The sequence below is a fragment of the Pseudoxanthomonas sp. F11 genome (assembly GCF_037046485.1).
GTDB lineage: Bacteria > Pseudomonadota > Gammaproteobacteria > Xanthomonadales > Xanthomonadaceae > Pseudoxanthomonas_A.
In genome coordinates, this window is record NZ_JBANLZ010000004.1 from 298958 (window position 1) to 325304 (window position 26347).

Below are 26347 nucleotides of genomic sequence, written 5' to 3' on the forward strand. Positions count from 1 at the left end.
ACATGACCCTGGCTCCTGAACTGCCGCGCAGCCTGCAATGGCTGAACGCGCCCGCGACCACGCTGCACGAGCAGCGGGGGCGCATCGTCGCCCTGGCCTTCGTCAATGGCGCCTCCGCCTGGTGTGCGCAACGGCTCAACGACCTGGCCGTGCTGCAGGCGCGTTACCTGGGCCGCCTGCAGGCGCTGGCCATCCACGTCCCGCGTTTCGACAGCGAGCGCGAGCCGCAGGCCGCGCTGAAGCGGCTCCGGCGGCATGGCAACGTGCTGCCGCTGGCGCACGATGCCGACTGGGTGGCCTGGCAGCGCTTCGGGGTTGACGCCTGGCCCACCGTATTGCTGATCGATGGCGAAGGCCACGTGCGCCATCGTGCGGTGGGGGCGGAAGGCCTCGCCGACCTGGAGCGGCAGATCGCCCGCCTGTGCGACGGCTTGCATGCGCCGCCGGACGACGATCTGCGGGCCTTCCGCGAGGCCCACCCGGAGCCGCGCATGCCCCTGTGCTTCCCCACGGGGCTGGTGGCCACGGCGGACCGCCTGTTCGTGGCCGACACCGGCCATCACCGCGTGCTGGAATGCAACCATCAGGGCCGGGTGATCCGCCAGTTCGGCATGGGTACGCCCGACCTGGCGGACGGCGAGCTCAACCACGCCGCATTCCGTCGGCCCCAGGGACTGGCGCTGGTACGCGAATCGCTGTACGTCGCCGACACCGGCAACCATGCTCTGCGCCGCATCAACCTGCCGACCAGCACGGTGGACACGCTGTGCGGCAACGGACGCGCAGGCGAGCCCGTCGAAGGCGTGGTGGTGGCGCCGCGCGATGTCGCGCTGAACCAGCCGCAGGCGCTGGTGGTCAACAACAACCAGGTGTTCCTGGCGATGGCGGGCGACAACCGCATCTGGAGCTACGACCTGGGCACCCGCGAAATCCGTGCCCGTGCCGGCTCGGGGCAACTGGACGTGCGCGACGGCAGCGGGCCGATGGCCGCTTTCGCGCAGCCCGCCAGCCTGGCGGCCGTGCTGCAGACGCTGTACGTGTGCGATGCGGCGGGGTCGGCGATCCGTTCGGTGCAGTTGCGCGGGGACGTCGTGCAGACGCTGATAGGGCAGGGCGCCTGGACCTTTGGCGCCGACGACGGCCCGCGCGACCGCGCGCGCCTGCAGCATCCGCAGGCCATCGCGCTGGGGCCCGATACGCCGGTCATGTGGATCGCCGACAGCGGCAACGGCAGCCTGCGCACGTTGCGGTTGGGCGGCGGCGAACTGGCGACGGTCGCGCTGCCGCGCGCGCTGCACGGGCCCGCGGGCCTGTCGGTGGCCGCGGGCGCGGTGTGGATCGCCGAAACCGACGCCCATGCGGTGCTGCGCTACGATATCGCCACCGGCGAACTGAGCCACGTGCCCATCGACGAATGAGCGGCAGTCCCCAGGCGGAATTCGACGGCAAGGCCTTCGCGGCCGCGCTGAGCACGGCACCCGGCGTGTACCGCATGTATGCGGCGGACGACACGCTGCTGTACGTGGGCAAGGCCGGCGCGCTGCGCAAGCGCGTCACCAGCTACTTCAACAACTCGCCCAAGTCGCCGCGCATCCAGTCGATGCTGTCCCAGGTGGCGCGCATGGACGTGACGGTCACCCGCACCGAGGCCGAAGCGCTGCTGCTGGAAAATCAGCTGATCAAGTCGCTGACGCCGCGCTACAACGTGCTGCTGCGCGACGACAAGAGCTATCCCTACGTGCTGCTCACCCGTGAGGAATGGCCGCGCATTGCGTTCCACCGCGGCGCGCGCGCCGTGCCCGGGCGCTACTTCGGCCCGTACCCCAGCGTCACCGCGGTGCGCGAGACGCTGAACTTGATGCAGAAGCTGTTCCGCATCCGCAACTGCGAGGACAGCGTGTTCCGCAACCGCTCGCGGCCGTGCCTGCAGTACCAGATCGGGCGCTGCAGCGGGCCGTGCGTGGGCCTGGTGGCCGAGGCCGACTATGCCGAATCGGTCCGCCAGGCCACGCTGTTCCTCGACGGCCGCAGCGACGAACTGACCCGCGAACTCGGCGCCGCCATGGAGCAGGCCAGTGTCAGGCTGGAATTCGAGCAGGCCGCGCGCCTGCGCGACCTGGTGGCGTCGATCCGCACGCTGCAGGCGCGCCAGTACGTGGACGGCCACGCCGCCGATCTCGACGTGCTGGCCTGCGCCATGCAGGGCAGCCAGGCCTGCGTGCTGCTGCTGGCGTTCCGCGACGGCCGCAACCTGGGCACGCGCACCTTCTTCCCGAAGACCAATGGCGAGGACTCGGCCGCGGAGGTGCTCGGCGCCTTCGTGTCGCAGTATTACGCCGAGCAGCCGGCGCCGCAGGAGATCGTCCTGGACCGGGAGATCCCGGAGGCGGAGCTGATCGAGCACGCACTGGCCGCGTCGGCCGGACGCAAGGTCCAGCTCAAGTGGAACGTGCGCAGCGAGCGCGCGGGCTACCTGGACCTGGCCCGACGCAACGCCGAGATCGCCTTGGCGACCGAACTGACCAGCCGCAACGCGCAGACCGCGCGCAGCGAAGCGCTCAAGGACCTGTTGGGCCTGTCCGAAGTGGCCAAGCGCATCGAGTGCTTCGACATCAGCCACACGATGGGCGAGGCGACGGTCGCCTCGTGCGTGGTGTTCGATGCCAACGGTGCCGTGCGCTCCCAGTACCGTCGCTACAACATCACCGGCATCACGCCGGGCGACGACTTCGCCGCCATGCACCAGGCCATCGAGCGCCGGTTCCGGCGCGCGGTGGAGGAGGGGGGCGTACTGCCCGACGTCCTGCTGATCGACGGCGGTGCGGGCCAGCTGGCGCAGGCGCAGGCCGCGCTGGCCGACCTCGGCGTGGCGGGCGTGACCCTGGTCGGCGTGGCCAAGGGGGTGGAGCGGCGTGCCGGCCACGAGGCGCTGGTGCTGCCCGACGGGCGCGAGCTCCGGCCCGGCGCGGCCTCACCCGCGTTGCAGCTGATCCAGCAGGTCCGCGACGAGGCGCACCGTTTCGCCATCACCGGTCACCGCGGCAAGCGGCAGAAGGCCCGCATGACCAGCAAGCTGGAGGACATTCCCGGCATCGGGCCACGCCGGCGCGCCAGCCTGCTCAAGCATTTCGGCGGCCTGGCCGGCCTGAAGGCCGCCGGTGCCGATGAGATCGCGCGGGTGGAGGGCGTGAACGCCGCACTCGCCGAGCGAATCTACGCTAACCTGCACGGACTGCCGTCCCCCGAGGCAGGAGCCGAGTAAGCCCGCGATGACGTTGACCGTTCCCACCTGGCTCACCCTGCTGAGGATCGTGCTGATCCCGGTGCTGGTGCTGGTGTTCTACCTGCCGTATTCGTGGACCAACTTCGCGGCGGCCTTCATCTTCGTGCTGGCGGCGGTCACCGACTGGCTGGATGGCTGGATCGCGCGCCGCTATCACCTGTATTCGGCGTTCGGCGCGTTCCTCGATCCGGTCGCGGACAAACTGATGGTGGCCGTCTCGCTGTTCCTGATCGTGCAGGACACCCCGACCATGTGGATGGCCATCTGGGCCGCGGTCATCGTGGGGCGCGAGATCGCCGTGTCCGCGCTGCGCGAATGGATGGCCGAACTGGGCCAGCGCGCCACGGTGAAGGTGGCGGCGCTGGGCAAGATCAAGACCATCGTGCAGATGGTGGCGCTGTCCTGCCTGCTGTATGCCTCCACCCCCGGCCGGCAGGCGCTGGAAGACATCTGGATGGGCCGCTGGGTCTTCCTGCTCGGCGACTGGCTGCTGGCGATCGCCGCCCTGCTGACCTTGTGGTCCGGCATCCAGTACCTGCTCGCGGCATGGCCGATCCTGCGCGAAGGCGAAAAAAAGACGGTTGACAGGTCCGAACAACACGCTACAATTTCATCTCTCTCGACGCGGGAATAGCTCAGTTGGTAGAGCACGACCTTGCCAAGGTCGGGGTCGCGAGTTCGAGTCTCGTTTCCCGCTCCAGATTCGCTTCGCAAGAAGCAACGACACAACCCCGCATGCGGGGTTTTGTTTTGCAGGCGCCTTGAAAAAGCGCCTGGATTGCGCCAGTCTGGCGCGGTCGCCATCGGCCTGGTGGCAGAGTGGTTATGCAGCGGACTGCAAATCCGCGTACGCCGGTTCAATTCCGACCCAGGCCTCCAGTACCAGGAAGACGCAACCGCGTCCTCCATGCGGGAATAGCTCAGTTGGTAGAGCACGACCTTGCCAAGGTCGGGGTCGCGAGTTCGAGTCTCGTTTCCCGCTCCATATCCGCTTCCCCGGGAAGCACGTCGAAGCCCCGCATGCGGGGCTTCGCTGTTTCCGGCGACCGCAAGGGTGCCGCTTTCCAATGCGGTGCGAGTGAGGCAGGCTATCCCCGTGCCCGGATGGCGAAACTGGTAGACGCATCGGACTTAAAATCCGCCGGCCGCAAGGCCATGCCGGTTCGATTCCGGCTCCGGGCACCAGTTCGCCGATGCGCTCAGCGCGGCGGCCGCTTCTCTTCCTCGCGCACCTTCTTGCGCACGAACATCGCCACCGCGAAGGCGATCCCCACCATCACGATGCTGCCGCCGATGGCCAGCCAGCCCACCGGTTCCATCAGGATTTCGCGCAGGACAGGATGCATGTCGGTGTCTCCCCGGTTGTGGTGGCGCCAACCTCGCACCCCGGGCGAGGCGGGGCATTGATCAGGATCAAACCCCGGCACCAGACCGTCCGCGCCTGCGGCGTGCGGTCGCAGGGCATCGCATAGAATCGGGAAAGGTCTACGGGAGACAGACGATGCAGCGATACCTCGCCTATGCCGCCACGCTGCTGCTCGCGGCGACGATGCTCGTACTGGCGGTGTCCTGGCCGGTCGCCTGGTGGGGTGTGGCGGTCTTCGGCGCCCTGGCGCTGCTGGGGACGTGGGACCTGCTGCAGACCCGCAGCACGCTGCGCCGCAACTACCCGGTACTGGCGCACTTCCGCTACGGGCTGGAGTCGGTCGGCCCGGAGATCCGCCAGTACTTCATCGAGGGCGATACGGCAGAAGTGCCGTTCTCGCGCCAGCAGCGTTCGCTGGTGTACCAGCGCGCCAAGGGCGTGATGGACGTGGTGCCGTTCGGCAGCCAGCAGGACGTGTATGGCGTGGACTACGAGTGGATCAACCACTCGATGGCGCCGACGCACGTGGATTCGCACGATTTCCGCGTGGTCATCGGTGCGGGCTCGGCGCAGCCGTATTCGGCCAGTGTGTTCAATATCTCGGCGATGAGTTTCGGCGCGCTGTCGGCGAACGCGGTGCGCGCGCTGAACGAGGGTGCGCGACGCGGCGGCTTCTACCACGACACCGGCGAGGGTTCGATTTCGCCCTATCACCGCGAAAAGGGAGGAGACCTGGTCTGGGAGATCGGCTCCGGCTACTTCGGCTGCCGGGACGACCAGGGCCGCTTCAGCGAGGAGCGCTTCGTCGACAATGCATGCTCGCCGCAGGTGAAGATGATCGAGCTGAAGCTGTCCCAGGGGGCCAAGCCCGGCCACGGCGGCGTGCTGCCGGCGGCGAAGGTCAGCGCCGAGATCGCGGCCACCCGCGGCGTACCCATGGGGCACGACTGCGTGTCGCCGGCTAAGCACTCGGCGTTCTCCACGCCGGTCGGGCTGCTGCAGTTCATCGCGCGCCTGCGCGAACTCTCCGGCGGCAAGCCGACCGGCTTCAAGCTGGCCATCGGTCATCCATGGGAGTGGTTCGGCATCGCCAAGGCCATGCACGAAACCGGCCTGCTGCCGGATTTCATCGTGGTCGACGGTGCGGAAGGCGGCACCGGCGCTGCGCCCGCCGAATTCATCGATCATGTGGGCGTGCCGATGCACGAGGCGCTGTTGCTGGTCCACAACACCCTGGTCGGGCTGAACCTGCGTGACCGCGTGCGCGTGGGGGCGGCCGGCAAGATCATCAGCGCCTTCGACATCGCCCGCACCCTGGCGATGGGGGCGGACTGGTGCAATGCCGGGCGCGGCTTCATGTTCGCGCTGGGCTGCATCCAGTCGCAGAGCTGTCACAACGACCGATGCCCCACCGGGGTCGCCACCCAGGATCCGGCACGCTGGAAGCATCTGGACGTGGCGGACAAGTCGGTGCGCGTGCAGCAGTTCCACGACAACACCCTGAAGGCGCTGCGCGACATGCTGTGTGCGGCGGGTCTGGAACATCCCCGGCAACTGGGGCCGGAACACATCCTGCGCCGCGTGTCGCCCATCGAGGTGCGATCACTGGCTTCCCTCTACCGGTTCCTCGAGCCGGGCGAACTGCTGGACCGGGTGCCCTCGCACGCGGTGTTCCGCGACTTCTGGGCCGAGGCCCGCAGCGACGCGTTCGCGCCGCCGCGTCGGGTCAGCGCCCTGTGCGATACCAAGGACCGCTGAGCCCGAGGGTGCGTTGACCGCATCCCCGGTCCCCGTTTATCATGCGCGCCCCGACGAATTCGGGCGGTTAGCTCAGCGGTAGAGCACTGCTTTCACACGGCAGGGGTCACAAGTTCGAAACTTGTACCGCCCACCAGTTCCAGCGAAAAGCCCGGCCTCGGCCGGGCTTTGTCGTGTCTGGCGTCCGCCGCCGGGGCCTGCCTGCGGCGGCGCAGTCCCGCGCGAACACGCGTTCCACGGCGCCATAAGTGCTTGTTTCCGCGACTGAAAAAGCCGGTCGGGCACGTCCGTTGTGATACACTCGGCAGGTTGCAGAACCCGCCGGAATCCCCGCCTGTCGCTGCCCCGCCGGCCCACGCTGGCTAGGCCCGTTTGGGCCCGGATTCAGGCCCGAGACAACCAAAGAAGCACGGAACCCGAATGGCCGATACCGCCAAGGAAATCATCCCCGTCAACCTCGAAGACGAGATGCGCCGCAGCTACCTGGATTACGCCATGAGCGTGATCGTGGGGCGCGCGCTCCCGGATGTCCGCGATGGCCTGAAGCCCGTCCACCGGCGCGTCCTGTTCGCGATGAACGAACTGGGCAACCACGCCAACAAGCCGCACGTGAAGTCCGCCCGCATCGTCGGCGACGTGATCGGTAAGTACCACCCGCACGGCGACCAGTCGGTGTACGACACGCTGGTGCGCATGGCGCAGCCGTTCTCGCTGCGCTACATGCTGGTCGATGGCCAGGGCAACTTCGGTTCGGTCGACGGCGACTCCGCCGCCGCGATGCGTTACACCGAAGCGCGCATGGCCAAGCTCACCCACGAGCTGCTGGCCGACATCGACAAGGAAACCGTCGATTTCCAGCCCAACTACGACGAAAAGGAACAGGAACCGACGGTCCTGCCGACGCGCTTCCCGAACCTGCTGGTCAACGGTTCGGCCGGCATCGCGGTGGGCATGGCCACCAACATCCCGCCGCACAACTTGTCGGAAGTGGTCAACGGCCTGATCGCGCTGATCGACAACCCCGAACTCGACGTCGACGGGTTGATGCAGTACATCCCTGGCCCGGATTTCCCCACCGGCGGCATCATCAACGGCACCGCCGGCATCATCGCCGGCTACCGCACCGGCCGCGGCCGCGTGCGCATGCGCGCCAAGGCCGACATCGAGGTCAACGACGACAACGGCCGCGAGTCGATCATCGTCACCGAGATCCCGTACCAGGTGAACAAGGCGCGGCTGATCGAGAAGATCGCCGAACTGGTGAAGGAAAAGAAGCTCGAGGGCATCAGCGAGCTGCGCGACGAGTCCGACAAGGACGGGATGCGCATCTACATCGAGGTCAAGCGCGGCGAGTCGGCCGAGGTCGTCCTCAACAACCTGTACCTGCAGACGCCGATGGAGTCGGTGTTCGGCATCAACATGGTGGCCCTGGTCGACGGCCGTCCGCAGCTGCTCAACCTGAAGCAGATGCTCGAAGCCTTCGTCCGTCATCGTCGCGAAGTGGTGACCCGCCGGACCATCTTCGAACTGCGCAAGGCGCGCAGCCGCGCCCACATCCTGGAAGGCCTGACGGTCGCGCTGGCCAACATCGACGAGATGATCGAGCTGATCAAGACGTCGGCCAACCCGCAGGAAGCGCGCGAGCGCATGCTGGCCAAGACCTGGGAGCCGGGCTTGGTGGGCGCGCTGCTGGCGGCCGCCGGTGCCGAGGCCTCGCGTCCGGAAGACCTGCCGGCCGCCATCGGGTTCGTCGATGGCCGCTACCAGCTCAGCGAGGCGCAGGCCACGCAGATCCTGGAAATGCGCCTGCATCGCCTGACCGGCCTGGAGCAGGAAAAGCTGACCGAGGAATACCGCCAGCTGCTGGAGACCATCGCCGGCCTGATCCGCATTCTCGAGAATCCGGACGTGCTGCTGCAGGTCATCCGCGACGAGCTGCTGAACGTCAAGGCCGAGTTCGGCGACGAACGCCGCAGCGAGATCCGGCACAGCGAGGAAGACCTCGACATCCTCGACCTGATCGCGCCGGAAGACATGGTGGTGACGCTGTCGCACGCTGGCTACGCCAAGCGCCAGCCCGCCAGCGCCTATCGCGCGCAGAAGCGCGGTGGCCGTGGCCGCAGCGCGGCGGCGACGAAGGAAGAGGATTTCATCGATCAGCTTTGGCTGGTCAACACCCACGACACGCTGCTCACCTTCACCAGCAGCGGCAAGGTGTTCTGGCTGCCGGTGTACCAGTTGCCGGAAGCAGGCTCCAACGCGCGTGGTCGCCCGATCATCAACTGGATTCCTCTGGAACCCGGCGAGAAGGTCCAGGCCGTGGTGCCGGTGCGCGACTACGAGGAAGGCAAGTTCGTCTTCTTCGCGACGAAGCACGGTACGGTCAAGAAGACCCCGCTCACCGAGTTCGCCTTCAAGCTGGCGCGCGGCAAGATCGCGATCAACCTGGACGAAGGCGATGCGCTGGTCGGCGTCGCCCTGACCGATGGCGAGCGCGACGTGATGCTGTTCGCGTCCAACGGCCGCGCGGTGCGCTTCTCCGAGTCGCTGGTCCGCGCGATGGGCCGCACCGCCACCGGCGTGCGTGGCATGCGCCTGGTGGCAGGCGCGGATGCGGATGCCGAGGGAGACCAGGACGACGGCGAGGCCGGCGATGCCGACGGCGTGCCCTCGATCCCCGAGGCGGGCTCCGAGGTCGTCAGCCTGGTCGTGGTGGATGGTGACGGCGACATCCTGACCGCCAGTGAGCGTGGCTATGGCAAGCGCACACCGGTGGCGGACTACCCACGCAAGGGGCGTGGTACGCGCGGCGTGATCGCGCTGAAGACCACCGAACGCAACGGCCGCCTGATCGGCGCCATCCAGCTGTCCGACCACCACGAGGTGCTGCTGATCTCCGACGGCGGCACCCTGGTGCGCACCCGCGCCGCGGAGATCTCGCAGGTCGGCCGCAACACCCAGGGTGTCACCCTGATCCGCCTGTCCGAGGGCGAAACGCTGCAGGCGGTCGAACGCCTGGATGCCTCGCTGGACGAGGACGAGGCGGGCGACGGCATGGTGGCGGCGGGTGCCGCTGCGCCGGAAGCGGTCGACACGCCGCCGGAGGCCTGATCGACAGATGGCATGAGAGTGCGCGGGCGTTGACCCCGCCACTGTCATTCCTGCGTTCTATACTGCCGGTACGACCACGGCAGGGAACGGCACATGGGATCGGCAACTCGCAACACCCGAAACGCGCGCACCCGCTGGATGCGCGCGTTTTTCATTGGCCTGATCGCAGCGGCCGCACTGGCCGGCTGCAAGCGCAACGAGTCCGGACAGTTGCCCGAAGCCAGCGGCGAGCCGATCAAGGCGCAGGCTGCCAAGGTGGAAGGTTTCGCCCTGGTCGGCGCCTATCCCGACCAGCATGACGGCGACCTCGCCATCGCACTGGAATTCAGCCGTCCCTTGGTCAGCTCGCAGGACTTCGATGCGTTGCTGGTGGTGAAGGACGCCAACGGTGCCGTGGTGAAGGGCAGCTGGGTGCTGGACGACAAGGGTCTGGTGCTGCGCTTCCCCTCGGTGGAGGCGGCAAAGGACTACGAAGTCACCCTGAAGGCCGGCCTGTCCGCCGCCGACGGCACGCGTCTGGGCAAGGACGACACCCGCAAGGTACACACCGGCGAACTCGATCCGGCCGTGGGCTTCGCCTCGCAAGGCAGCGTGCTGCCGGCGCGCGAAAGCCGGGGCCTGCCCGTGGTGTCGATCAATGTGCCGGAAGTGGACGTGGAATTCCTGCGCGTCAGCGAGAAGCAGCTGCCGAAGTTCTTTGCCGAGTACCAGCGCGGCGGCCGCCGAGGCAGCTGGGACCTGGATAGCGAGTACGGCGACAGCACGCCGCTGGGCAAGCTGGCCGAACCCGTCTACCTCAACCGCTTCGTCCTGGGCGGCAAGCCCAACGAGCGGGTGCTGACCTATCTGCCGATCCAGGACATCCGCGAACTGCAGGATCCGGGTCTGTACTTCGCGGTGATGAAGCGCACCGGCAAGTTCGCCGGCGAGTTCGAGACCGCCTTCTTCACCGTCAGCGACATCGGCCTGCACACGCGCGCCTACAAGGACAAGCTGTTCGTCCACACCGCGTCGCTGCAGGACGGCTCGGCCACCGGCAGCGTGGAACTGAAAGTGCTGGATGCACGGGGCGAAGCCGTCCTGGCCGGCAAGACCGACGGCAATGGCAACGCGTTGCTGAACTACACCCTGGATGCCGGTCATGTGCTGGTCGCCACGCGCGGCAAGGATGTGTCCATGCTGCCGTTCAACCAGCCGGCGCTCGACCTGTCCGAGTTCGCCGTGGCCGGTCGCGAGCAGGCGTGGTTCGACGTGTTCGCATGGTCCGGGCGCGACCTGTACCGCCCCGGCGAAACGGTGCGCATCTCCGCGCTGCTGCGCGACAACGACGGCAGGCCGGTACCGGCGCCGAAGCAGGGCGGCGGCCAGCCGGTGTTCCTGCGCCTGAAGCAGCCTGATGGAAAAGTGTTCCGCGAGACGCGCCTGCAGCCCGGCGCGCAGGGCTATTTCAGCTTCGAGCAGGCGATCCCGACGGAAGCGCCGACCGGGCGCTGGCAGGTGGAGTTCCGCACGGACCCGGCCAGCAAGGAAGCGGTGCAGGGCATGACGTTGCGCATCGAGGAGTTCCTGCCCGAGCGCATGAAGCTGGACCTGGACGCGGCGCAAGCCGTGCTGAAACCGGGCGAGGCGCTGAAGCTCAAGGCCACCGCAGCCTACCTGTACGGCGCGCCCGCCAGCGGCAACCGCTTCACCGCCAAACTCGCCGTCGCGATCGAGCAGCATCCGCTGGACCAGTTGCCCGGCTACTTCTTCGGCGACCCGACGATGGAGCTGCCGAAGGATGCGAAGGACATCATCGACACCACGCTGCCCGAGAACGGCGTGCTGCAGGAAGACATCGCGCTGCCCGCCGAGGCCAAACCGCGCAGTCCCATCGCCGCCATCGTGTCCGGCAGCGTCTACGAGACCGGCGGCCGCACGGTGAACCGCACGCTCAAGCGCGTGCTGTGGCCGGCCAATGCGCTGGTCGGCATCCGCCCGCTGTTCGACGACAAGGACGGCGCCGATGCCAACGCCAACGCCGGCTTCGAAGTGGTGCGCGTCGATGCGGGCGGCAAACCGCAGCCGGGCAAGGGGCTGAAGGCCACGCTGGTGCGCGAGCTGCGCGACTACCACTGGAACTACGACGAGGACGGTGGCTGGGATTACGACTTCACCCGCCGTTTCGAGAACAAGGATACGCGCACCCTGGACGTGGGTTCGGGTGCATCGAAGATCGACTTTCCGGTGGAGTGGGGCGAGTACCGGCTGGACGTGTTCGACCCGGCCACCGGCCTGACCACGCGCTACCCGTTCCGCGCCGGCTGGAGCTGGGACGACCAGAACCGCGGGCTGGATGCGCGCCCCGACAAGGTCAAGCTGGCGCTGGACAGGACCGGCTACAAGACGGGCGACACGTTGCAGGTGACCGTCACGCCGCCGCATGCGGGCAAGGGCCTGCTGATGGTCGAGAGCGACCGCATGCTGTACGTGCAGGCGATCGATGCCAAGCCGGGCAGCACGTTCTCCATCCCGGTGACCAAGGATTGGGAGCGACACGACGTCTATGTCACCGCACTGGTATTCCGTGGCGGTTCGGCGTCCAGCAAGATCACGCCTGCACGCGCCGTCGGCGTGGTGCATGTACCGATGGATCGTCGCGACCGCCGTGTCGCCGTCGGGCTGTCGGTACCGAAGCAAATGCGACCGGAGCAGAACCTGCCGGTCACCGTCAGCGTGCCCGCGCTGGCCGGCAAGCTGGCGCACGTCACCGTGTCCGCGGTGGACGTGGGTATCCTCAACATCACCCGCTTCCCGGTCCCGGACGCGAACGCACAGTTCTTCGCCCAGCGCCGGCTCGGCGTGGACGCCTACGACATCTACGGGCGCGTGATCGAGAGTTTCGAAGGCGGCAGCGCGAAGATCCGCTTCGGCGGCGACATGGCATTGTCGGCCTTGCCGCAGGCGAAGCGGCCGACCTCGCGCGTTCAGACCGTGGACCTGTTCTCCGGGCCGGTGAAGCTGGACGGCAAGGGCAATGCGCGCGTCGCGCTGAAGGTGCCGGACTTCAACGGCACGTTGCGCGTCTCGGCGCTGGTGTACTCGGACACGCGTTACGGCAACCGCGATCGCGAGACCGTGGTGCGCGCGCCCATCGTGGCCGAGGTCAGCCTGCCGCGCGTGCTGGCGCCGGGCGACAGGAGCACGGTGACGCTGGACGTGCAGAACTTCACCGGCAAGGCCGGCGTGTTCAACGTAATGTTGAACGGTGAGGGCCCACTCGACATCGGCGAAGGCAGCAGGACCACCGACCTGGCGATGGACGCCAAGCGCACGCTGACATTCCCGGTCACGGCGGACGAGGGCTACACCACGGCGAAGGTGCGCGTGCGCGTGGAAGGCAACGGCTTCAAGGTCGACCGCCGCTACGACGTGCCGGTACGCGCGGGCTGGCCGGCGGTGCTGCGCTCGCGCACGCAGGTGCTGGACAGCTTGACGCCTGTGGAGATGGGCGCGGGCTTCGCCGATGGGTTGATGCCGGGGTCGGTAACCGCGCGCATGACGGTCAGCGCGCTGCCGCCGATCCCGTTCGCCAGTGCCCTGAAGGGTGCGCTGGAATACCCGTACGGCTGCGCGGAACAGACGACCAGCAAGGGCTATGCGGCGCTGGAACTGGATGACGCCACGGCGAAGATGCTGGGCATCGACGGACTGGAGGCGAAGAAGCGTCGCGAGCGCATGGAGGGTGCGTTCGGACGGCTGGCGTCCATGCAGGTCGCCAACGGTCACTTCTCGATGTGGGGCGACGACGACTACGTCAACCCGGGCCTGACGCCGTACATTGCCGAGTTCCTGCTGGACGCGCGCGAAGGCGGCTTCGCCGTGCCGGACGCGGTGCTGCAGAAGGCACTCACGCGCCTCAACGAGGATTTGCTGGCCGGTGGCGCGCAGTTCTACGGTTACGACCGACGCGACCACCTCAAGTTCGCCAACCAGGCCTACGCAGGCTACGTGCTGGCACGCGTGAACCGGGCGCCGCTGGGTACGCTGCGTGCGTTGTACGACAACGAGCGCGGCAAGAGCTTGACCGGCCTGCCCCTGGTGCACCTGGGCATCGCGCTGACGCTGCAGGGCGACAAGACGCGGGGCGCCAAGGCGATCGCCGAAGGCTTCGCCAGGACCGGCGACCGTCCCGAGTACCTTGGCGATTACGGCACGAAGCTGCGCGACGATGCCCTGATGATCGCGCTGGTGCACGAGCGCAAGCTGGCCAAGCCGGAATACGACCGTCGTGCGATCTCGCTGGGCCGCGAGCTGGATGCGCGCCGCAACAGTGGCTGGCTGTGGCTGAGCACGCAGGAGCAGGTGGCGCTGGCGCGTCTGGGCAAGGCGCTGATGGTCGACCAGAAGAAGCTGGTGTCCGGCCAGTGGAGCATCGGTGGGGATACGGAAACCGTCGCGCCGGTCCGCCTGTTCGGCCGCAGCGTCGACCACGCCGCGCTGGCCCGCGGCCTGCGCTTCGTGCCGGAGGGTTCGCCGCCCCTGTACGCCTCGCTGGACGTGGCCGGCATCCCGCGCAGCGCACCGGCGCCGGACAACCGGCAGATCGGCATCGAGCGTCGCTACTACACGACGGATGGCAAGGAGTGGAAAGGCGGCACGCTGAAGGAAGGCGAGGCGCTGATCGTCCGCGTCGGCATCACCGCCAACGTCGCGATGCCGGATGCGCTGTTCACGGACCTGTTGCCGGCGGGGCTGGAGATCGAAAACTTCAACCTGGGCGACGCCAAGCAATGGGCGGAAGTCGTGGTGGACGGCATCGCCATCAGCGACCGTGGCAGCGCCGCGGACGTCAAGCATGAGGAGTTCCGCGACGACCGCTACGTGGCGGCGCTGAAACTGGATCGTGGGGACACCGCCAAAGTGTTCTACCTGGTGCGCGCGGTGACGCCCGGTACCTACACCGTGCCGCCGTCGCTGGTGGAGGACATGTACCGGCCGGACATCCGCGGCGTCGGCAGGGCCTCGCCGGCGACGATCACGGTGGTACAGCCATAACGCCCATATTCCTTATCGTCATCCCGGCGAACGCCGGGATCCATCTTGACCTTCTGTACCGTCTGCCATGAGGGGGTGGGGCAGGATCAAACAGGATTCGTGCATGCGCTGGAATGACGGGCGCGGAAGGGCGAAAGGTTTTTCGGCCACCATCGTCATCCCGGCGAAGGCCGGGATCCATGTTGATCCTCGGTGATTTAGGCCGTGATGGTGTATCGGAGAAAAGACAAGATGGGTTCCAGCGTGCGCTGGGATGACGAGCCGCAGCCGCGACGTTGGCCTTCCTGGCTGCGATGGTCGACGGTGGCCATACTTGTCAGCCTGCTGGTGCTGGACCTTGTATTCCCGCCACCACTCCCCAAGACACGCGACACCAGCACGCTGGTCGTCGCGCGCGACGGCACGCCGCTGCGGGCCTTCGCCGACCGTGATGGTGTTTGGCGCTATCCCGCGTCGCCGGACACGGTGTCGCCGCTCTACCTGCAGGCGCTGCTGAACTACGAAGACCGCTGGTTCTGGAAGCACCCCGGCATCAACCCCTGGGCGCTGATGCGCGCGGCCGGCCAGTTCGTCCGCCATGGACGGGTGGTGTCGGGCGGTTCGACGCTGACCATGCAGGTGGCGCGCATGCTGGACCGGCATTCGCGCACGCCCTGGGGCAAGGTCAAGCAGATGCTGCGCGCGATGCAGCTGGAAGTGCATCTGTCCAAGCGCGAGATCCTGACGCTCTATCTTGAGCGTGCCCCGTTCGGTGGCACCATCGAAGGCGTGGAGGCGGCCAGCTGGGCCTACCTGGGCAAACCTGCATCGCGCCTTTCCCACGCCGAGGCCGCCCTGCTGGCAGTCCTGCCGCAGTCACCCAGCCGGCTGCGGCCCGACCGCCACCCCGACGCGGCACGCAACGCGCGCGACAAGGTGCTGCAGCGCATGGCCGACCTTGGCAGCTGGTCGAAGACGCAGGTCGACGACGCCCGTATCGAGCCTGTCGTCGCCCGCCGCCTGCAGGCGCCCCTGAGCGCCGCGCTACTGGCTGAACGCCTGCGCCGCCAGCAGCCGCGCGCGCCCCGCATCACGTCCACCCTCGACGCGGGCCTGCAGCGCACGCTGGAGGAACGCGTGGAGGGCTATTTCTCCAGCTTGCCCGCACGCACGTCCGCGGCCCTGCTGGTGGTGGACAACGCCACGATGGAGGCGCGTGCGTACGTCGGCTCGGTGGCGTTCGCCGATCGCGAACGGCTGGGGCATGTGGACATGGTGCAGGCGTGGCGTTCGCCCGGCTCGACGCTGAAGCCGTTCCTGTACGGGCTGGCGCTGGACGATGGGCTGATCCATTCCGAAAGCCTCCTGGTCGATGCGCCGCAGTCGTTCGGCGGCTACCGACCGGGGAACTTCGACGCCGCCTTCAATGGCCCGGTCAGCGCGGCCGACGCGCTGCGGCTGTCGCTCAACGTGCCGGCGGTGGACCTGCTGGATCGCGTGGGTCCGGCGCGGTTCTCCGCGCGACTGGCGAACAACGGCCTGGCGCTACGCTATCCGCGCGGCGCGCAGCCCAACCTGTCGCTTATCCTCGGCGGTACCGGTGCGCGGCTGGAGGATCTGGTGGGCGCGTATGCGGCGCTCAATCGAGGTGGCCTGTCGGGCCGCGTCCGCTACACGGCGCAGGATCCTTCGTCCGATCGGCGCCTGCTGTCGCCCGGCGCTGCGTGGATCATCCGCGAAATACTGGAGGCGCACCCGCGCCCGGGTTACGGCGGTGGCGTGCTGGACACCGGCAGCCGGCCCCGTGTGGCGTGGAAGACCGGTACCAGCTACGGCTTCCGCGATGCCTGGGCTCTGGGCGCGACGCGGCGCTACACGGTAGGCGTGTGGGTGGGCAGGCCCGACGGTACGCCCCTGCCGGGGCAGTACGGCGCGGTGACGGCGCTGCCGTTGATGTTCGAAGTGATCGACAGCCTGCCGCGCGGGCCGGGCGACGCGGGTCCGACCCCTCCTCCCGCCGAGGTGGCAGAGCACGCCATCTGCTGGCCGCTGGGCACGCAGGTGGAGGCGGAAGCGCCGCAACTCTGCCAGCGCAGGCGCGATGCGTGGACACTGGGTGGCAATGTGCCGCCTACCCTCGCAGAACGCGATGCGCGCCTGTGGAACGCGGGCCGTGAGCGATTCGAAGTGGATGAGCGGACTGGCCTGCGGCTCTCCGGCGAGTGCGCACGCCCGCATGACGCGCGCAGTACGGAGATCGCGCGCTGGCCGGCATTGGCGTCGCCATGGCTGCCCGCGCATGAGCGGGCGGCGTCGCGGCTACCGCCCTTGTCGCCGGACTGCCAGCCCGATGGGCGCGATGCGGCCGAGGAACTGCGTATCGAGGGGCTCAACGATCTCGCCACGCTGGCCCGAGCGCCGGGCAGCGAACACGGTGTGCGCCTGCAGTTGCGCGCACTGGGCACCGACACGCGCGTTCAATGGCTGCTGGACGGTCGCTGGATCGCGGAGACGCGGGGCGCGCAGGCGTTCCAGCGGGATTTCACCGAGATGGGGGAGCACCAGCTGACCGCACTGGCCGACAGCGGCGCATGGACGCGGGTGCGGTTCAAGGTGCTGCGGTAGTCCGCAGAACGCAGGCAATCTTGTAGGCGCGGGCCATGCCCGCGATGCTTTTCCATCGCATTGGCGAAAGGCATGGCGCCCGAGGGCGCTCCTGCAGGACACGCAGTGACAGGCGCGTTGACTCAGCCGATCTGTTCCAGCACGTGCTCCGCGCCGGAGACCTTGTACTCGCCCGGCGCCTCGACGAACACGTTCTTCACCACGCCGTCCTCCACGTACAGCGCGAAGCGCTTGGCGCGGATGCCCATGCCGTAGGCGCTGGCATCCATTTCCAGACCGAGGGCCTTGGCCAGGTCGGCGTTGCCGTCGGCCAGCATCTGCAGGCCATCCGGAACGTGCTGGGTCTTGCCCCAGGCCTGCATGACGAACGGATCGTTGACCGACACGCAGAACACCTCGATGCCGCGGCTGCGGAAGTCGTCGAAGTGCTGCACGTAACTGGGCAGGTGCTTTTCCGAGCAGGTGGGGGTGAAGGCACCGGGGACGGCGAACAGCACCGCCTTGCGGCCATCGAACAGCGTGGTGGTGTCCACCGTCTCGACCCCCTCGCGGATGCGCTTGAGGGTCACCTCGGGAATGCGTTCGCCAACCTGGATGCTCATGGGGGTGCCTTGTGTGGACGGAAACTGAATGCAGTGTAGCGCGTCTCCGTGGCCGGCCCGTGACGATCTTGAAAGACGTGCGGGCGAGCCTATGTTCCGCTCATCGGCGACGGTACGCCCGGCGCCATTTCCAAGAGGAGATACCGACATGAGCATCGTGCAGTACAACCCGTGGGGTAACGCCCGTGGCCTGCAGGACGAGATCAAGCAGGTCTTCGACCGTTTCCTGGGCGAGGCCGACGCCGACCAGTCCAACGTGGTGACCAGCCAATGGGCGCCGCGCGTGGACATCCGCGAGGACAACGACCGTTTCGTGATCCTGGCCGACATTCCGGGCGTGGACCCGAAGGACATCGAGATCCACATGGACAAGGGCATCCTGACCCTGCGCGGCGAACGTGCGGCGGAGAAGAAGGACGAGGGAACCCGCTTCTCCCGCGTCGAGCGCGTCTATGGCACCTTCTACCGCCGCTTCTCGCTGCCCGACAGCGCCAATCCCGACGGCATCACCGCCACCGGCAGGCACGGCGTGCTGCAGATCGACATCCCCAAGAAGCCCGAGACGACGCCGCGCCGCATCCAGGTGCAGTGACTGCCGCGGCCCGTCGCCGACACGGCGGGCTGGCGGGCGGAGCGATAGAATCGGCCCGTGGCGCCCGCGTCGCGGGCCTTTTCTTTCCGGACGCCCTGCCTGCAGGGTGTCCGCGTGATCGTGCGGAGATCCCATGCAGTTCAAAGACTATTACGCGGTGCTGGGCGTGGAGCCTTCCGCGGGCGATGCCGAGATCAAGACGGCCTACCGTCGCCTGGCCCGCAAGTACCACCCGGATGTCAGCAAGGAGCCCGGCGCCGAAGAGCAGTTCAAGGCGGTCAACGAGGCCTACGAGGCCCTGCGCGACCCGCAGAAGCGCGCCGCCTACGATCAGCTGCGCGCCCGCGGTTACCGGCCTGGCGAAGAGTTCCGCCCACCGCCCGATTTCGGGCGCGGCGGCCCCGGCGCGCAGGAGTTCGATTTTGAGGAGATCTTCGGGGGAGCGGGTGGCGGTGGCGGCGGATTCAGCGACTTCTTCGAGGGCCTGTTCGGCCGGCGCGGCAGGGCGGAGGCGCCCGGGCAACGGGGACCGCAGGGCCCGCGCGACTCGCGCGCCAAGCTGGCGGTACCGCTGCAGGCGGTGCACGACGGCGGCAGCGTGCGCGTCAACGTCAACGGGCGCCAGCTCGACGTGCGGGTGCCGACCGGCGTCAAACCCGGGCAGGTGATCCGTCTGGCCGGGCAGGGCAGCCAGGGCGGCAACCTGCTGCTGGAGGTGGAGTACGCGCCGCATCCGCAGTTCGAAGTGGATGGCCGCAACATCATCCACGTACTGTCGCTGACGCCCTGGCAGGCGGCCCTGGGTGCCACGCTCAGCGTGCCCACGCTGGGCGGTGCGGTGGACCTGAAGATCCCGCCGGACTCGGATACCGGCCGCAAGCTCCGCCTGCGCGGACGCGGCCTGCCCGGCACGCCGCCCGGGGACCAGATCGTCGAGCTGGAAGTCATGGCGCCGCGCGCCGAAACCGAGGAGCAGCGCAAGGCCTACGCCGCGCTGGGCAAAGCGTTCGGGCACGTGTAAGGCAGTGCATGACCTGGGTGTAGGAGCGGGCCATGCCCGCGATGCTTTTCAGGCATCCCCTTCAAAGGCATCGCGGACATGGCCCGCTCCTACAGGTCGCGACGTTCGCCGCGAGCATGGCGAAAATTTCGCCATGGGTCTTGACAGGCCCGCCGTTCAAGGCGGTCACGCGGTTATCCACAGATTCGTGCACGCGTCATCCACATCCGCTGTGGAAAACCCGCTTCTCCGCGACGGCGCTGGCGCAATCCGATCCCTGAAAGCACCACGCCACCCGAAGGTGGCGTGGTGGGCAACCGGCAATGGCGTCTTCGTGGAACTCAGCGCGCCTGTCGGGGCGCGGTTGCCGCTTCCGGCGCGGTCAGGCCACGCTTCTCCAGCAGCGGCTCGATCTTCGGATCGTGGCCGGCGAAGTCGCGGAACAGCTTCATCGCATCCTGGCTGCCGCCCTGCGACAGCAGGGTCTTGCGGAAGTGGTCGCCATTCTCGCGCTTCAGGCCGCCGTTGTTCTTGAACCATTCCACGCTGTTGGCGTCCAGCACTTCCGACCAGATGTAGGCGTAGTAGCCGGCCGAATAGCCGCCCATGATGTGGCTGAAGTAGGGCGTCTTGTAGCGCGGCGGCACCGGCGTGTAGTTGATGCCGTCCGCGGCCAGCGCATCGGCTTCGAACTTCATCACGCCAGCCGCATCCGGTACCTGGTCGGCGGTGATCTGGTGCCAGCGCTGGTCCAGCATCGCGGCGCCCAGGTACTCGGTGGTGGCGAAGCCCTGGTTGAACTTGGATGCCGCGATCACCTTGTCCAGCAGCGCCTGCGGCATGGCTTCGTCGGTCTTGTAGTGCTTGGCGTAGTTGGCCAGGATCGACGGCCAGTCGGCCCACATCTCGTTGACCTGCGACGGATACTCGACGAAGTCGCGCGGCACGCTGGTGCCGCTGAAGTACGGGTACTTCACGTCGGAGAACATGCCATGCAGCGCATGGCCGAATTCGTGGAACGTGGTGGTCACTTCGTCCCACGTCATCAGCGTGGGTTCACCGGCCGGCGGCTTGGGCACGTTCAGGTGGTTGGCGACCACCGGCTTGTCGCCGGTCAGGCCCGATTGCGACACATACGAATTCATCCACGCACCGCCGCGCTTGGAGTCGCGCGCGTAGGGGTCGAAGATGAAGATCGCCAGCTGCGAACCGTCGGCGTTGAACACGTCGTAGGTCCACGTGTCGGGGTGGTACTTGGGCAGGTCGGTACGCTCCTTGAAGGTCAGGCCGTACAGCTGGTTGGCGGCGAAGAACACGCCGTTCTCCAGCACGTTCTTCATCTCGAAGTACGGCTTGAGCTGCGATTCGTCGAAATCGTACTTCGCGGCGCGGACCTTTTCGGTATAGAACGCCCAGTCCCACGGCTCAAGGGCGAAGGTCGGCTCGCCCTTGGCCTTCTGTTCCTGGTCGATCATCGCCTGCAGGTCGGCGGCTTCGCGCTTGGCGTTGGCCACGGCGGCCGGCGCCAGCTTGCCCAGCATCGCGTTGACGGCTTCCGGCGTGCGCGCGGTCTGGTCTTCCAGGCCGTACGCGGCATGGTTGGGATAGCCCAGCAGCTTCGCGCGATCGGAACGCAGCTTCATGATGCGCGAGACCAGCGCGGTGGTGTCGAACTCGCCGCCGCGGCTGCCGCGCGCGACCGAGGCCTCGTGCAGACGCTGGCGCAGGGCGCGGTTGGTCAGCTGCGACTCCGGCGGCTGGCCGGTGGTGTTGAGCAGGGTCAGCACGTACTTGCCTTCCAGGCCGCGCTTCTTCGCGACTTCGGCGGCGGTGGCGATCTGCGCTTCGGTCAGGCCGTCGAGCTGCTTCACGTCGTCGACGACCACGGCCGAGGCGTTCACTTCCTTCAGCACGTTGTCGCTGAAGGTGGTGCCCAGCGAGGCCAGTTCGGCGTTCATCTTCTTCAGCGTCGCCTTGTCGGCGTCGTTGAGCTTGGCGCCGGAGCGCACGAAGCTGGTGTGGTAGCGCTCGATCAGGCGCACGCCCTCCGCATCCAGGCCCAGGTCGTTGCGGCGGTCGTACAGCGCCTTGATGCGGGCGAACAGCTTGGGGTTCAGGCTGATGGCATCGCCGTGGGCGGCGAACTTGGCCGAGTAGTCGGCGCGCAGCTTGTTGCGCGCATCGTTGGTGTCGGTGCCCACCAGGTTGAAGAACACGGTGGTGGCGCGGTCCAGCACCTGGCCGCTCTTTTCCATCGCGATGATGGTGTTCTCGAACGTGGGCGCGGCCGGGTTGTTGGCGATGGCGTCCATCTCCTTCAGCTGCTCGGCCATGCCGGCGTCGAAGGCCGGCGCGAAGTCGCTGTCCTTGATCTTGTCGAACTGCGGGTAATGCAGCGGCAGCGGGCTTTCGGCGAAGAAGGGGTTGGCGGCCTGGGCGGCCTGGGTGGCCGGCGTGGCGGCCTGGCTGTAGGCGGGCATGGCAAGTCCGAGGGTCGCGGCGAGCGCGATGGCGAGACGGGTGGTCATGAAGCACGACATCCTGACGGGTAGATTCCCAAGGGTAACCCAGGGGGGAGGGCCGGACCCATGACGAAAGGCATGGGCGGCGGGGAGGGCAGGGCCTCAATCTGCGGCAGAATGCGCCGAGCGCCCTGCCGGAGACTCCTGTGAAGCCCGTCCTTGCCCTGTGCTGCGCGTTGTTGCTGGTGCCCTCGGCATTGGCCGCCGAAACCCTGAAGTACGTGGCCCTGGTGGACGGTGGCAAGAAGGCCGGAGAACAGACGGTCACCACCGGGGACGACGGCGTCACCCGGGTGGATTTCATCTTCAAGGACAACGGACGCGGTCCGGAGTTGAAGGAGGAGTATCAGCTGGCCGCGGACGGGACGTTCCAGCGCTATCAGGTGAAGGGGGTTTCCACCTTCGGCGCGCCGGTGGACGAGACCTTCACCCGCGACGGCGACACGGGACGCTGGAAGAGCACATCGGACGCCGGTACGCACACGTTCACGGACACCGCGTTGTACACGCCGCTGGGCGGCACGCCCGCGACCACGTCCGTGGCCCTGGCGGCCCTGGCCAGGCGTCCCGACGGCAAGCTGCCGCTGGTGCCGAGCGGCACGCTGACCCAGCGCAGGCTGGCATCGATGGACATCAGCAGCGGTTCGCAGTCGCGCACCGTCGACCTGCTGGCACTGACCGGCATCGGCTTCACCCCATCGTTCGTGTGGGTGACGCGCGAAGCGCAGCCACGCATGTTCGCGTACATCCATCCGGGCTTCCTGCAACTGATCGAGGACGGTTGGCAGGGCACGGCCAACACGCTGGAAGCGCGCCAGAAGGTCGCCGAGCGCGAGGCGCTGGTGGCGCTGCAGCAGCGCCTGGCGCATCCCTTGCCCGGCACCACGCTGATCCGCAATGCGCGGGTGTTCGACAGCGAGAAGGCCGTGCTGGGCGGGCCGTCCGACGTGGTCGTGCGCGATGGGAGGATCGTGTCGGTGTCGCCCGCAGGACAGGCGGAGATCGACGCGCAGCAGGTGGTGGACGCCGGCAACCGCGTGCTGCTGCCGGGCCTGTACGACATGCACGTGCACGCAAGCAGTTGGGAGGGCGGCCTGCACTTGGCGGCCGGCGTCACCAGCGCCCGCGACATGGGCAACGACAATGCCACCCTGCAGCAGCTGATGGCCGAGGAGAAGGCGGGCACGCTGATGCATCCGCGGGTGATCCCGGCCGGCTACATCGAGGGCCAGAGTCCGCACTCCTCGCAGGGCGGCTTCGTGGTGAAGGACCTGGCCGGCGCGAAGCAGGCCATCGACTGGTATGTCGACCACGGGTACCCACAGATCAAGATCTACAATTCGTTCCCGAAGGAGAACCTGCGCGACACGACGGCCTACGCCCACCAGCGCGGCATCCGCGTCAGCGGTCACGTGCCCGCCTTCATGCGGGCGCAGGACGTCGTGGAGCAGGGCTACGACGAAATCCAGCACATCAACCAGGTGATGCTGAACTTCTTCGTCACCCCGGAGACCGACACGCGCACGCTGGCGCGCTTCTACCTGGTGGCGGACAGGACGGACGGGCTGGACTTCGACAGCAAGCCGGTGCAGGACTTCATCGCCGAGCTGGCCAGGAAGCAGGTCGTCATCGACCCCACGCTGGCGACGTTCGAGTTCCTGCACCAGCGCGAAGGACAGCTGTCGCCGATCGTCGCCGACGTGGCCGACCACCTGCCGCCGGACGTGCAGCGCAGCCGTCGCGCCGCCGAACTGGATATCCCCGACGATGCCACCGGCGCACGCTACAAGCGCAGCTTCGACAAGCTGGTCGACTTCACCGGCCGCATGTACCGGGCCGGCGTACCGATCGTCGCCGGCACCGACGAACTGCCGGGCTTCACCTTGCAGCGGGAACTGGAACTCTACGTGCAGGCCGGCCTGACGCCGGCGCAGGTGCTCCAGGTGGCCACCTGGAACGGCGCCAAGTACAGCCGCACGCTGGACGAGGCCGGTTCCATCAGCCCCGGCAAACGCGCCGACCTCGTGCTGGTGGACGGCGATCCGACGTCGAACATCGCCGACGTACGCAAGCTGGCCCTGGTGATCAAGGGCGGCCAGGCCTACTACCCGGCCGAGATCCATGAAGCGCTGGGCATCGCACCCTTCGCTGTTCCGGTGAAGGCGCAGCCGGCGCGCTGAATCCGGCACGCCCACGCGGGTGTCCAGGGGCCGCCTGCAGGGTGCGCGGCCACTTGCCCGCACCGCGCGGCGGGTGTCTGATAGCGCCTTTCCAGGAGCGCGCGCATGACCACTGCCTACGACTTTTCCGCCCAGGACATCGACGGCCGGGAGCGGTCGCTTTCGGAGTACCAGGGCAAGGCGCTGCTGATCGTCAACGTGGCGTCCAAGTGCGGCTTCACGCCCCAGTACACCGGTCTGGAGGCGCTGTGGCGCGAATTCGGCCCGCAAGGCCTGGTGGTGCTGGGGTTCCCCTGCGACCAGTTCGGCCACCAGGAGCCGGGCGATGAAGCGGAGATCCGCAATTTCTGTTCGCTGAACTACGACGTGACGTTCCCGATGTTCGCCAAGGTGGACGTGAACGGCGATGGGGCGCATCCGCTGTGGAAATGGCTGAAGCAGGAGAAGAGCGGGTTGCTCGGCATCAGCGCCATCAAATGGAACTTCAGCAAGTTCCTGGTGGGGCGCGACGGCAAGGTGATCAAACGGTACGCCCCCACCGACACGCCGGAATCGATCGCCGGCGACATCGGTACTGCGCTTGCGTGAGCGACATGGCAGGCGCGGCCGACGGCCCGGTGTTCCACATCGAGTTCACGGGCACGGACTACGGCCTGCGCGCGTGGGTGACAGGCGTGAACGGGTCGCTGGAAACCACCCTGGCGTGCTGGCGCACGATCGCCGAAGAGGTGCGTCGCCAGCCGCCGCGTGGCCTGCTGGTCGTGGACGACATGGAAGGCGAACCGCCGCCGCCGGATCAACTGCTCGAATTCGTGCAGGCCATGCAGGGGCAGGGCATGGAAGCGGTGCGCATCGCGTACGTGGAGCGGCATGCCGAGCAGATACCGCAGGTGGAGTTCGCCGGGTTGCTGGCCAACGAGCATGGATTCGAGGCGCGCATCTTCGCCGATGAAACCGCCGCGGCGCTGTGGCTCCGCTACGGGGAGCGCTGAGGTTCCAGGCGCGCCGGGCCGGCGGCCGTCAGCAGCCGCTGCGTCAGCGGCGACCACACTTTCCACGCATGGCCGCCTTCGACCACCGCCACGTGGTCGGCCGGCAGCAACCCGGCCAGCGGCGGCATGGCGCCGGCCAGGCGGTCCTGCGCGCCGTAGCCCAGCCATACCGTCCGGGTGCGGTCGGGGTCGCGCTGCCAGGTCTGCAGATGGCGCCAGAGTTCGCGCTGGTAGTTGCCTGCATCCACAGCGGCAGGAATGGGTCCTGCCTCCCATGCACCCAGTCCCGTGCGGCGGATCTCGTCGATGAGCGGGCGCTTGCCCAGGTACGGCGCCAGCAGGACCAGGCCGTCGGCTTCGCCGGGGTAGGCGCGGTCGTACATCAGGCTGCCCATGCCGCCCATCGATGCGCCCAGCAGCCACACTTCGCGATATCCGCGTTGGCGGGCAGGGGACACCACTTCGGCATGCAGGCGTTGCGGGGCACGACCTTCCATGTAGTAGGCGAAGCCCAGCCCCGTCAGCAACACGTCCGCGTCCGGCCATGCCGACTGCACCGCCGCGACGATGCCGCTGGCGCGCAGGGCCGCGATGTCGTCGCCGCGTCCGGGCAGCACCACGACCAGTCGGGTGGCCGGCGCACCGGCCGGGATCAGCGCTTGCGGTATCGGCGCGCGCGCATGTCCCCCACCCGGCAGGCAGGCGCCCAGCAGCGCCGTAGTGGCGAACAGAACCAGCGACAGCAGGATCCTGCGCGCGATGCTCATGGGGCGTCGACCTTCCGCTGCAGCGCTTCTTCCGGCAGCAGTTCCAGCAGTTCCTGCATGAAGGACTGCAGGACGTCTTCCGAGTATCCGCGGTGCGTCTGCGCGATCAGGCCATCCTGGCCGATGATGAACATGTTGGGCAGCGCGGTGACGCCGTAGCGATCGCTGACGACGCCGCGCTCGTCGTGCACGTAGGTCAGGTCCAGATCCTTGTTGGCGCGGATCACGGCGTTGAAGTCCCGGCGAGGTTCCTTGAAGTTGACCGCGATGACTTCCAGATGCTCGCGTCCCACGACCTCCTGGACCTTGCCCAGCATGGGCAGTTCGCGGCGGCAGGGGCCGCACCACGACGCCCAGAACGTCACCACCACCACCTTGCCCTGCAGGGCCGCCAGGTCGATGACGTTGCCCCCGCGGTCCTTCAGGCCGATGGTCGGCGGAAGCTCCCCGATTCCGGGCTGCTGCGGCTGCTCGGCAGCCTGGACACAGCTACTCGCGGCCAACAGGACCGCCAGCCATAGGCAACGCATCAT

At 67.9% G+C, this 26347-nt stretch carries 17 protein-coding genes and 5 tRNA genes; 17 read left to right on the forward strand and 5 right to left on the reverse strand.

The genetic code is table 11. The features are described 5' to 3' along the window. The first annotated feature begins 2 nt into the window (after positions 1-2). The 7 genes from V8246_RS14275 to V8246_RS14305 all read left to right on the forward strand — a co-directional run bounded on the left by V8246_RS14275 (position 3) and on the right by V8246_RS14305 (position 4468). Positions 3-1418 carry a hypothetical protein gene (locus V8246_RS14275; protein ID WP_336189788.1) on the forward strand — a complete coding sequence of 472 codons (1416 nt, stop codon included), beginning with the start codon at positions 3-5 and terminating at the stop codon, positions 1416-1418. Continuing rightward, entirely contained in the window at positions 1415-3262 is a 1848-nt protein-coding gene (gene uvrC / locus V8246_RS14280; protein ID WP_336189789.1) for an excinuclease ABC subunit UvrC, read from the forward strand. Before V8246_RS14275 ends, uvrC begins: the two co-directional genes overlap by 4 nt. A 7-nt stretch (positions 3263-3269) precedes the next feature. After that, positions 3270-3917: a CDP-diacylglycerol--glycerol-3-phosphate 3-phosphatidyltransferase gene (gene pgsA / locus V8246_RS14285; protein ID WP_336189790.1), complete on the forward strand. Its 648-nt coding sequence runs from the start codon at positions 3270-3272 to the stop codon at positions 3915-3917. Next, positions 3908-3983 (forward strand) — tRNA-Gly (locus tag V8246_RS14290). The genes pgsA and V8246_RS14290 overlap by 10 nt, the downstream gene beginning before the upstream one ends. Positions 3984-4088: 105 nt before the next feature. Next, positions 4089-4162 (forward strand) — tRNA-Cys (locus tag V8246_RS14295). Positions 4163-4192: 30 nt separating this feature from the next. Further along, a tRNA-Gly gene (locus tag V8246_RS14300) sits at positions 4193-4268 on the forward strand. A gap of 113 nt (positions 4269-4381) precedes the next feature. Continuing rightward, positions 4382-4468 (forward strand) — tRNA-Leu (locus V8246_RS14305). A gap of 14 nt (positions 4469-4482) precedes the next feature. Here the strand turns inward: V8246_RS14305 and V8246_RS14310 are convergent. Then, positions 4483-4629, reverse strand: coding sequence for a hypothetical protein (locus tag V8246_RS14310; protein ID WP_162109167.1), 147 nt, complete (start codon positions 4627-4629; stop codon positions 4483-4485). Between the two features lie 155 nt (positions 4630-4784). Here V8246_RS14310 and V8246_RS14315 point away from each other — a divergent pair, with 155 nt between their 5' ends. The 5 genes from V8246_RS14315 to pbpC all read left to right on the forward strand — a co-directional run bounded on the left by V8246_RS14315 (position 4785) and on the right by pbpC (position 17159). Further along, a complete protein-coding gene (locus V8246_RS14315; protein ID WP_336189791.1) occupies positions 4785-6407 on the forward strand; it encodes an FMN-binding glutamate synthase family protein in 1623 nt (540 codons plus the stop codon). 61 nt (positions 6408-6468) lie between these two features. Then, a tRNA-Val gene (locus V8246_RS14320) sits at positions 6469-6543 on the forward strand. A 284-nt stretch (positions 6544-6827) separates the two neighbouring features. Next, on the forward strand, positions 6828-9518 hold the full coding sequence (gene gyrA, locus V8246_RS14325) for a DNA gyrase subunit A (protein WP_336189792.1): 2691 nt from the start codon (positions 6828-6830) through the stop codon (positions 9516-9518). A gap of 138 nt (positions 9519-9656) precedes the next feature. Beyond that, on the forward strand, positions 9657-14555 hold the full coding sequence (locus V8246_RS14330; protein WP_336189793.1) for an alpha-2-macroglobulin: 4899 nt from the start codon (positions 9657-9659) through the stop codon (positions 14553-14555). Positions 14556-14786: 231 nt separating this feature from the next. Continuing rightward, positions 14787-17159: a penicillin-binding protein 1C gene (gene pbpC / locus V8246_RS14335; RefSeq protein ID WP_336189794.1), complete on the forward strand. Its 2373-nt coding sequence runs from the start codon at positions 14787-14789 to the stop codon at positions 17157-17159. A gap of 122 nt (positions 17160-17281) precedes the next feature. On the opposite strand, the gene V8246_RS14340 is transcribed toward pbpC, so the two are convergent. Further along, positions 17282-17761 carry a peroxiredoxin gene (locus tag V8246_RS14340; RefSeq protein ID WP_162109136.1) on the reverse strand — a complete coding sequence of 160 codons (480 nt, stop codon included), beginning with the start codon at positions 17759-17761 and terminating at the stop codon, positions 17282-17284. A 148-nt stretch (positions 17762-17909) separates the two neighbouring features. Between V8246_RS14340 and V8246_RS14345 the strand changes: the two genes are divergently transcribed. Continuing rightward, a complete protein-coding gene (locus V8246_RS14345) occupies positions 17910-18353 on the forward strand; it encodes an Hsp20/alpha crystallin family protein (protein WP_185896423.1) in 444 nt (147 codons plus the stop codon). Positions 18354-18486: 133 nt separating this feature from the next. Next, positions 18487-19374, forward strand: a complete 888-nt coding sequence (locus V8246_RS14350; protein ID WP_312771277.1) for a DnaJ C-terminal domain-containing protein — start codon at positions 18487-18489, stop codon at positions 19372-19374. A 320-nt stretch (positions 19375-19694) separates the two neighbouring features. On the opposite strand, the gene V8246_RS14355 is transcribed toward V8246_RS14350, so the two are convergent. Further along, positions 19695-21881 (reverse strand): M3 family metallopeptidase, encoded by a 2187-nt coding sequence (locus tag V8246_RS14355; RefSeq protein WP_336189795.1) that lies wholly within the window; start codon positions 21879-21881, stop codon positions 19695-19697. A gap of 140 nt (positions 21882-22021) precedes the next feature. Here V8246_RS14355 and V8246_RS14360 point away from each other — a divergent pair, with 140 nt between their 5' ends. The 3 genes from V8246_RS14360 to V8246_RS14370 all read left to right on the forward strand — a co-directional run bounded on the left by V8246_RS14360 (position 22022) and on the right by V8246_RS14370 (position 25047). Next, complete coding sequence (locus tag V8246_RS14360; RefSeq protein WP_336189796.1) at positions 22022-24055, forward strand: amidohydrolase family protein; 2034 nt, start codon at positions 22022-22024, stop codon at positions 24053-24055. A gap of 105 nt (positions 24056-24160) precedes the next feature. Further along, a complete protein-coding gene (locus V8246_RS14365; RefSeq protein WP_336189797.1) occupies positions 24161-24643 on the forward strand; it encodes a glutathione peroxidase in 483 nt (160 codons plus the stop codon). Further along, positions 24640-25047 (forward strand): hypothetical protein, encoded by a 408-nt coding sequence (locus tag V8246_RS14370; protein WP_336189798.1) that lies wholly within the window; start codon positions 24640-24642, stop codon positions 25045-25047. Before V8246_RS14365 ends, V8246_RS14370 begins: the two co-directional genes overlap by 4 nt. On the opposite strand, the gene V8246_RS14375 is transcribed toward V8246_RS14370, so the two are convergent. Beyond that, the gene (locus tag V8246_RS14375; RefSeq protein ID WP_336189799.1) at positions 25032-25814 is read right to left on the reverse strand and encodes an alpha/beta hydrolase; all 783 of its coding nucleotides are present in this window, start codon (positions 25812-25814) and stop codon (positions 25032-25034) included. The genes V8246_RS14370 and V8246_RS14375 overlap by 16 nt on opposite strands. After that, a complete protein-coding gene (locus V8246_RS14380) occupies positions 25811-26347 on the reverse strand; it encodes a TlpA disulfide reductase family protein (protein ID WP_336189800.1) in 537 nt (178 codons plus the stop codon). Before V8246_RS14380 ends, V8246_RS14375 begins: the two co-directional genes overlap by 4 nt.

Coding starts and splice junctions, on each gene's coding strand:
- V8246_RS14355 (WP_336189795.1), bottom strand. CDS start 21,881: ATGACCACCCGTCTCGCCATCGCGCTCGCCGCGACCCTCGGACTTGCC.
- V8246_RS14350 (WP_312771277.1), top strand. CDS start 18,487: ATGCAGTTCAAAGACTATTACGCGGTGCTGGGCGTGGAGCCTTCCGCG.
- V8246_RS14380 (WP_336189800.1), bottom strand. CDS start 26,347: ATGATGCGTTGCCTATGGCTGGCGGTCCTGTTGGCCGCGAGTAGCTGT.
- V8246_RS14275 (WP_336189788.1), top strand. CDS start 3: ATGACCCTGGCTCCTGAACTGCCGCGCAGCCTGCAATGGCTGAACGCG.
- uvrC (WP_336189789.1), top strand. CDS start 1,415: ATGAGCGGCAGTCCCCAGGCGGAATTCGACGGCAAGGCCTTCGCGGCC.
- V8246_RS14315 (WP_336189791.1), top strand. CDS start 4,785: ATGCAGCGATACCTCGCCTATGCCGCCACGCTGCTGCTCGCGGCGACG.
- V8246_RS14310 (WP_162109167.1), bottom strand. CDS start 4,629: ATGCATCCTGTCCTGCGCGAAATCCTGATGGAACCGGTGGGCTGGCTG.
- V8246_RS14365 (WP_336189797.1), top strand. CDS start 24,161: ATGACCACTGCCTACGACTTTTCCGCCCAGGACATCGACGGCCGGGAG.
- pgsA (WP_336189790.1), top strand. CDS start 3,270: ATGACGTTGACCGTTCCCACCTGGCTCACCCTGCTGAGGATCGTGCTG.
- gyrA (WP_336189792.1), top strand. CDS start 6,828: ATGGCCGATACCGCCAAGGAAATCATCCCCGTCAACCTCGAAGACGAG.
- V8246_RS14330 (WP_336189793.1), top strand. CDS start 9,657: ATGCGCGCGTTTTTCATTGGCCTGATCGCAGCGGCCGCACTGGCCGGC.
- pbpC (WP_336189794.1), top strand. CDS start 14,787: ATGGGTTCCAGCGTGCGCTGGGATGACGAGCCGCAGCCGCGACGTTGG.
- V8246_RS14340 (WP_162109136.1), bottom strand. CDS start 17,761: ATGAGCATCCAGGTTGGCGAACGCATTCCCGAGGTGACCCTCAAGCGC.
- V8246_RS14345 (WP_185896423.1), top strand. CDS start 17,910: ATGAGCATCGTGCAGTACAACCCGTGGGGTAACGCCCGTGGCCTGCAG.
- V8246_RS14375 (WP_336189799.1), bottom strand. CDS start 25,814: ATGAGCATCGCGCGCAGGATCCTGCTGTCGCTGGTTCTGTTCGCCACT.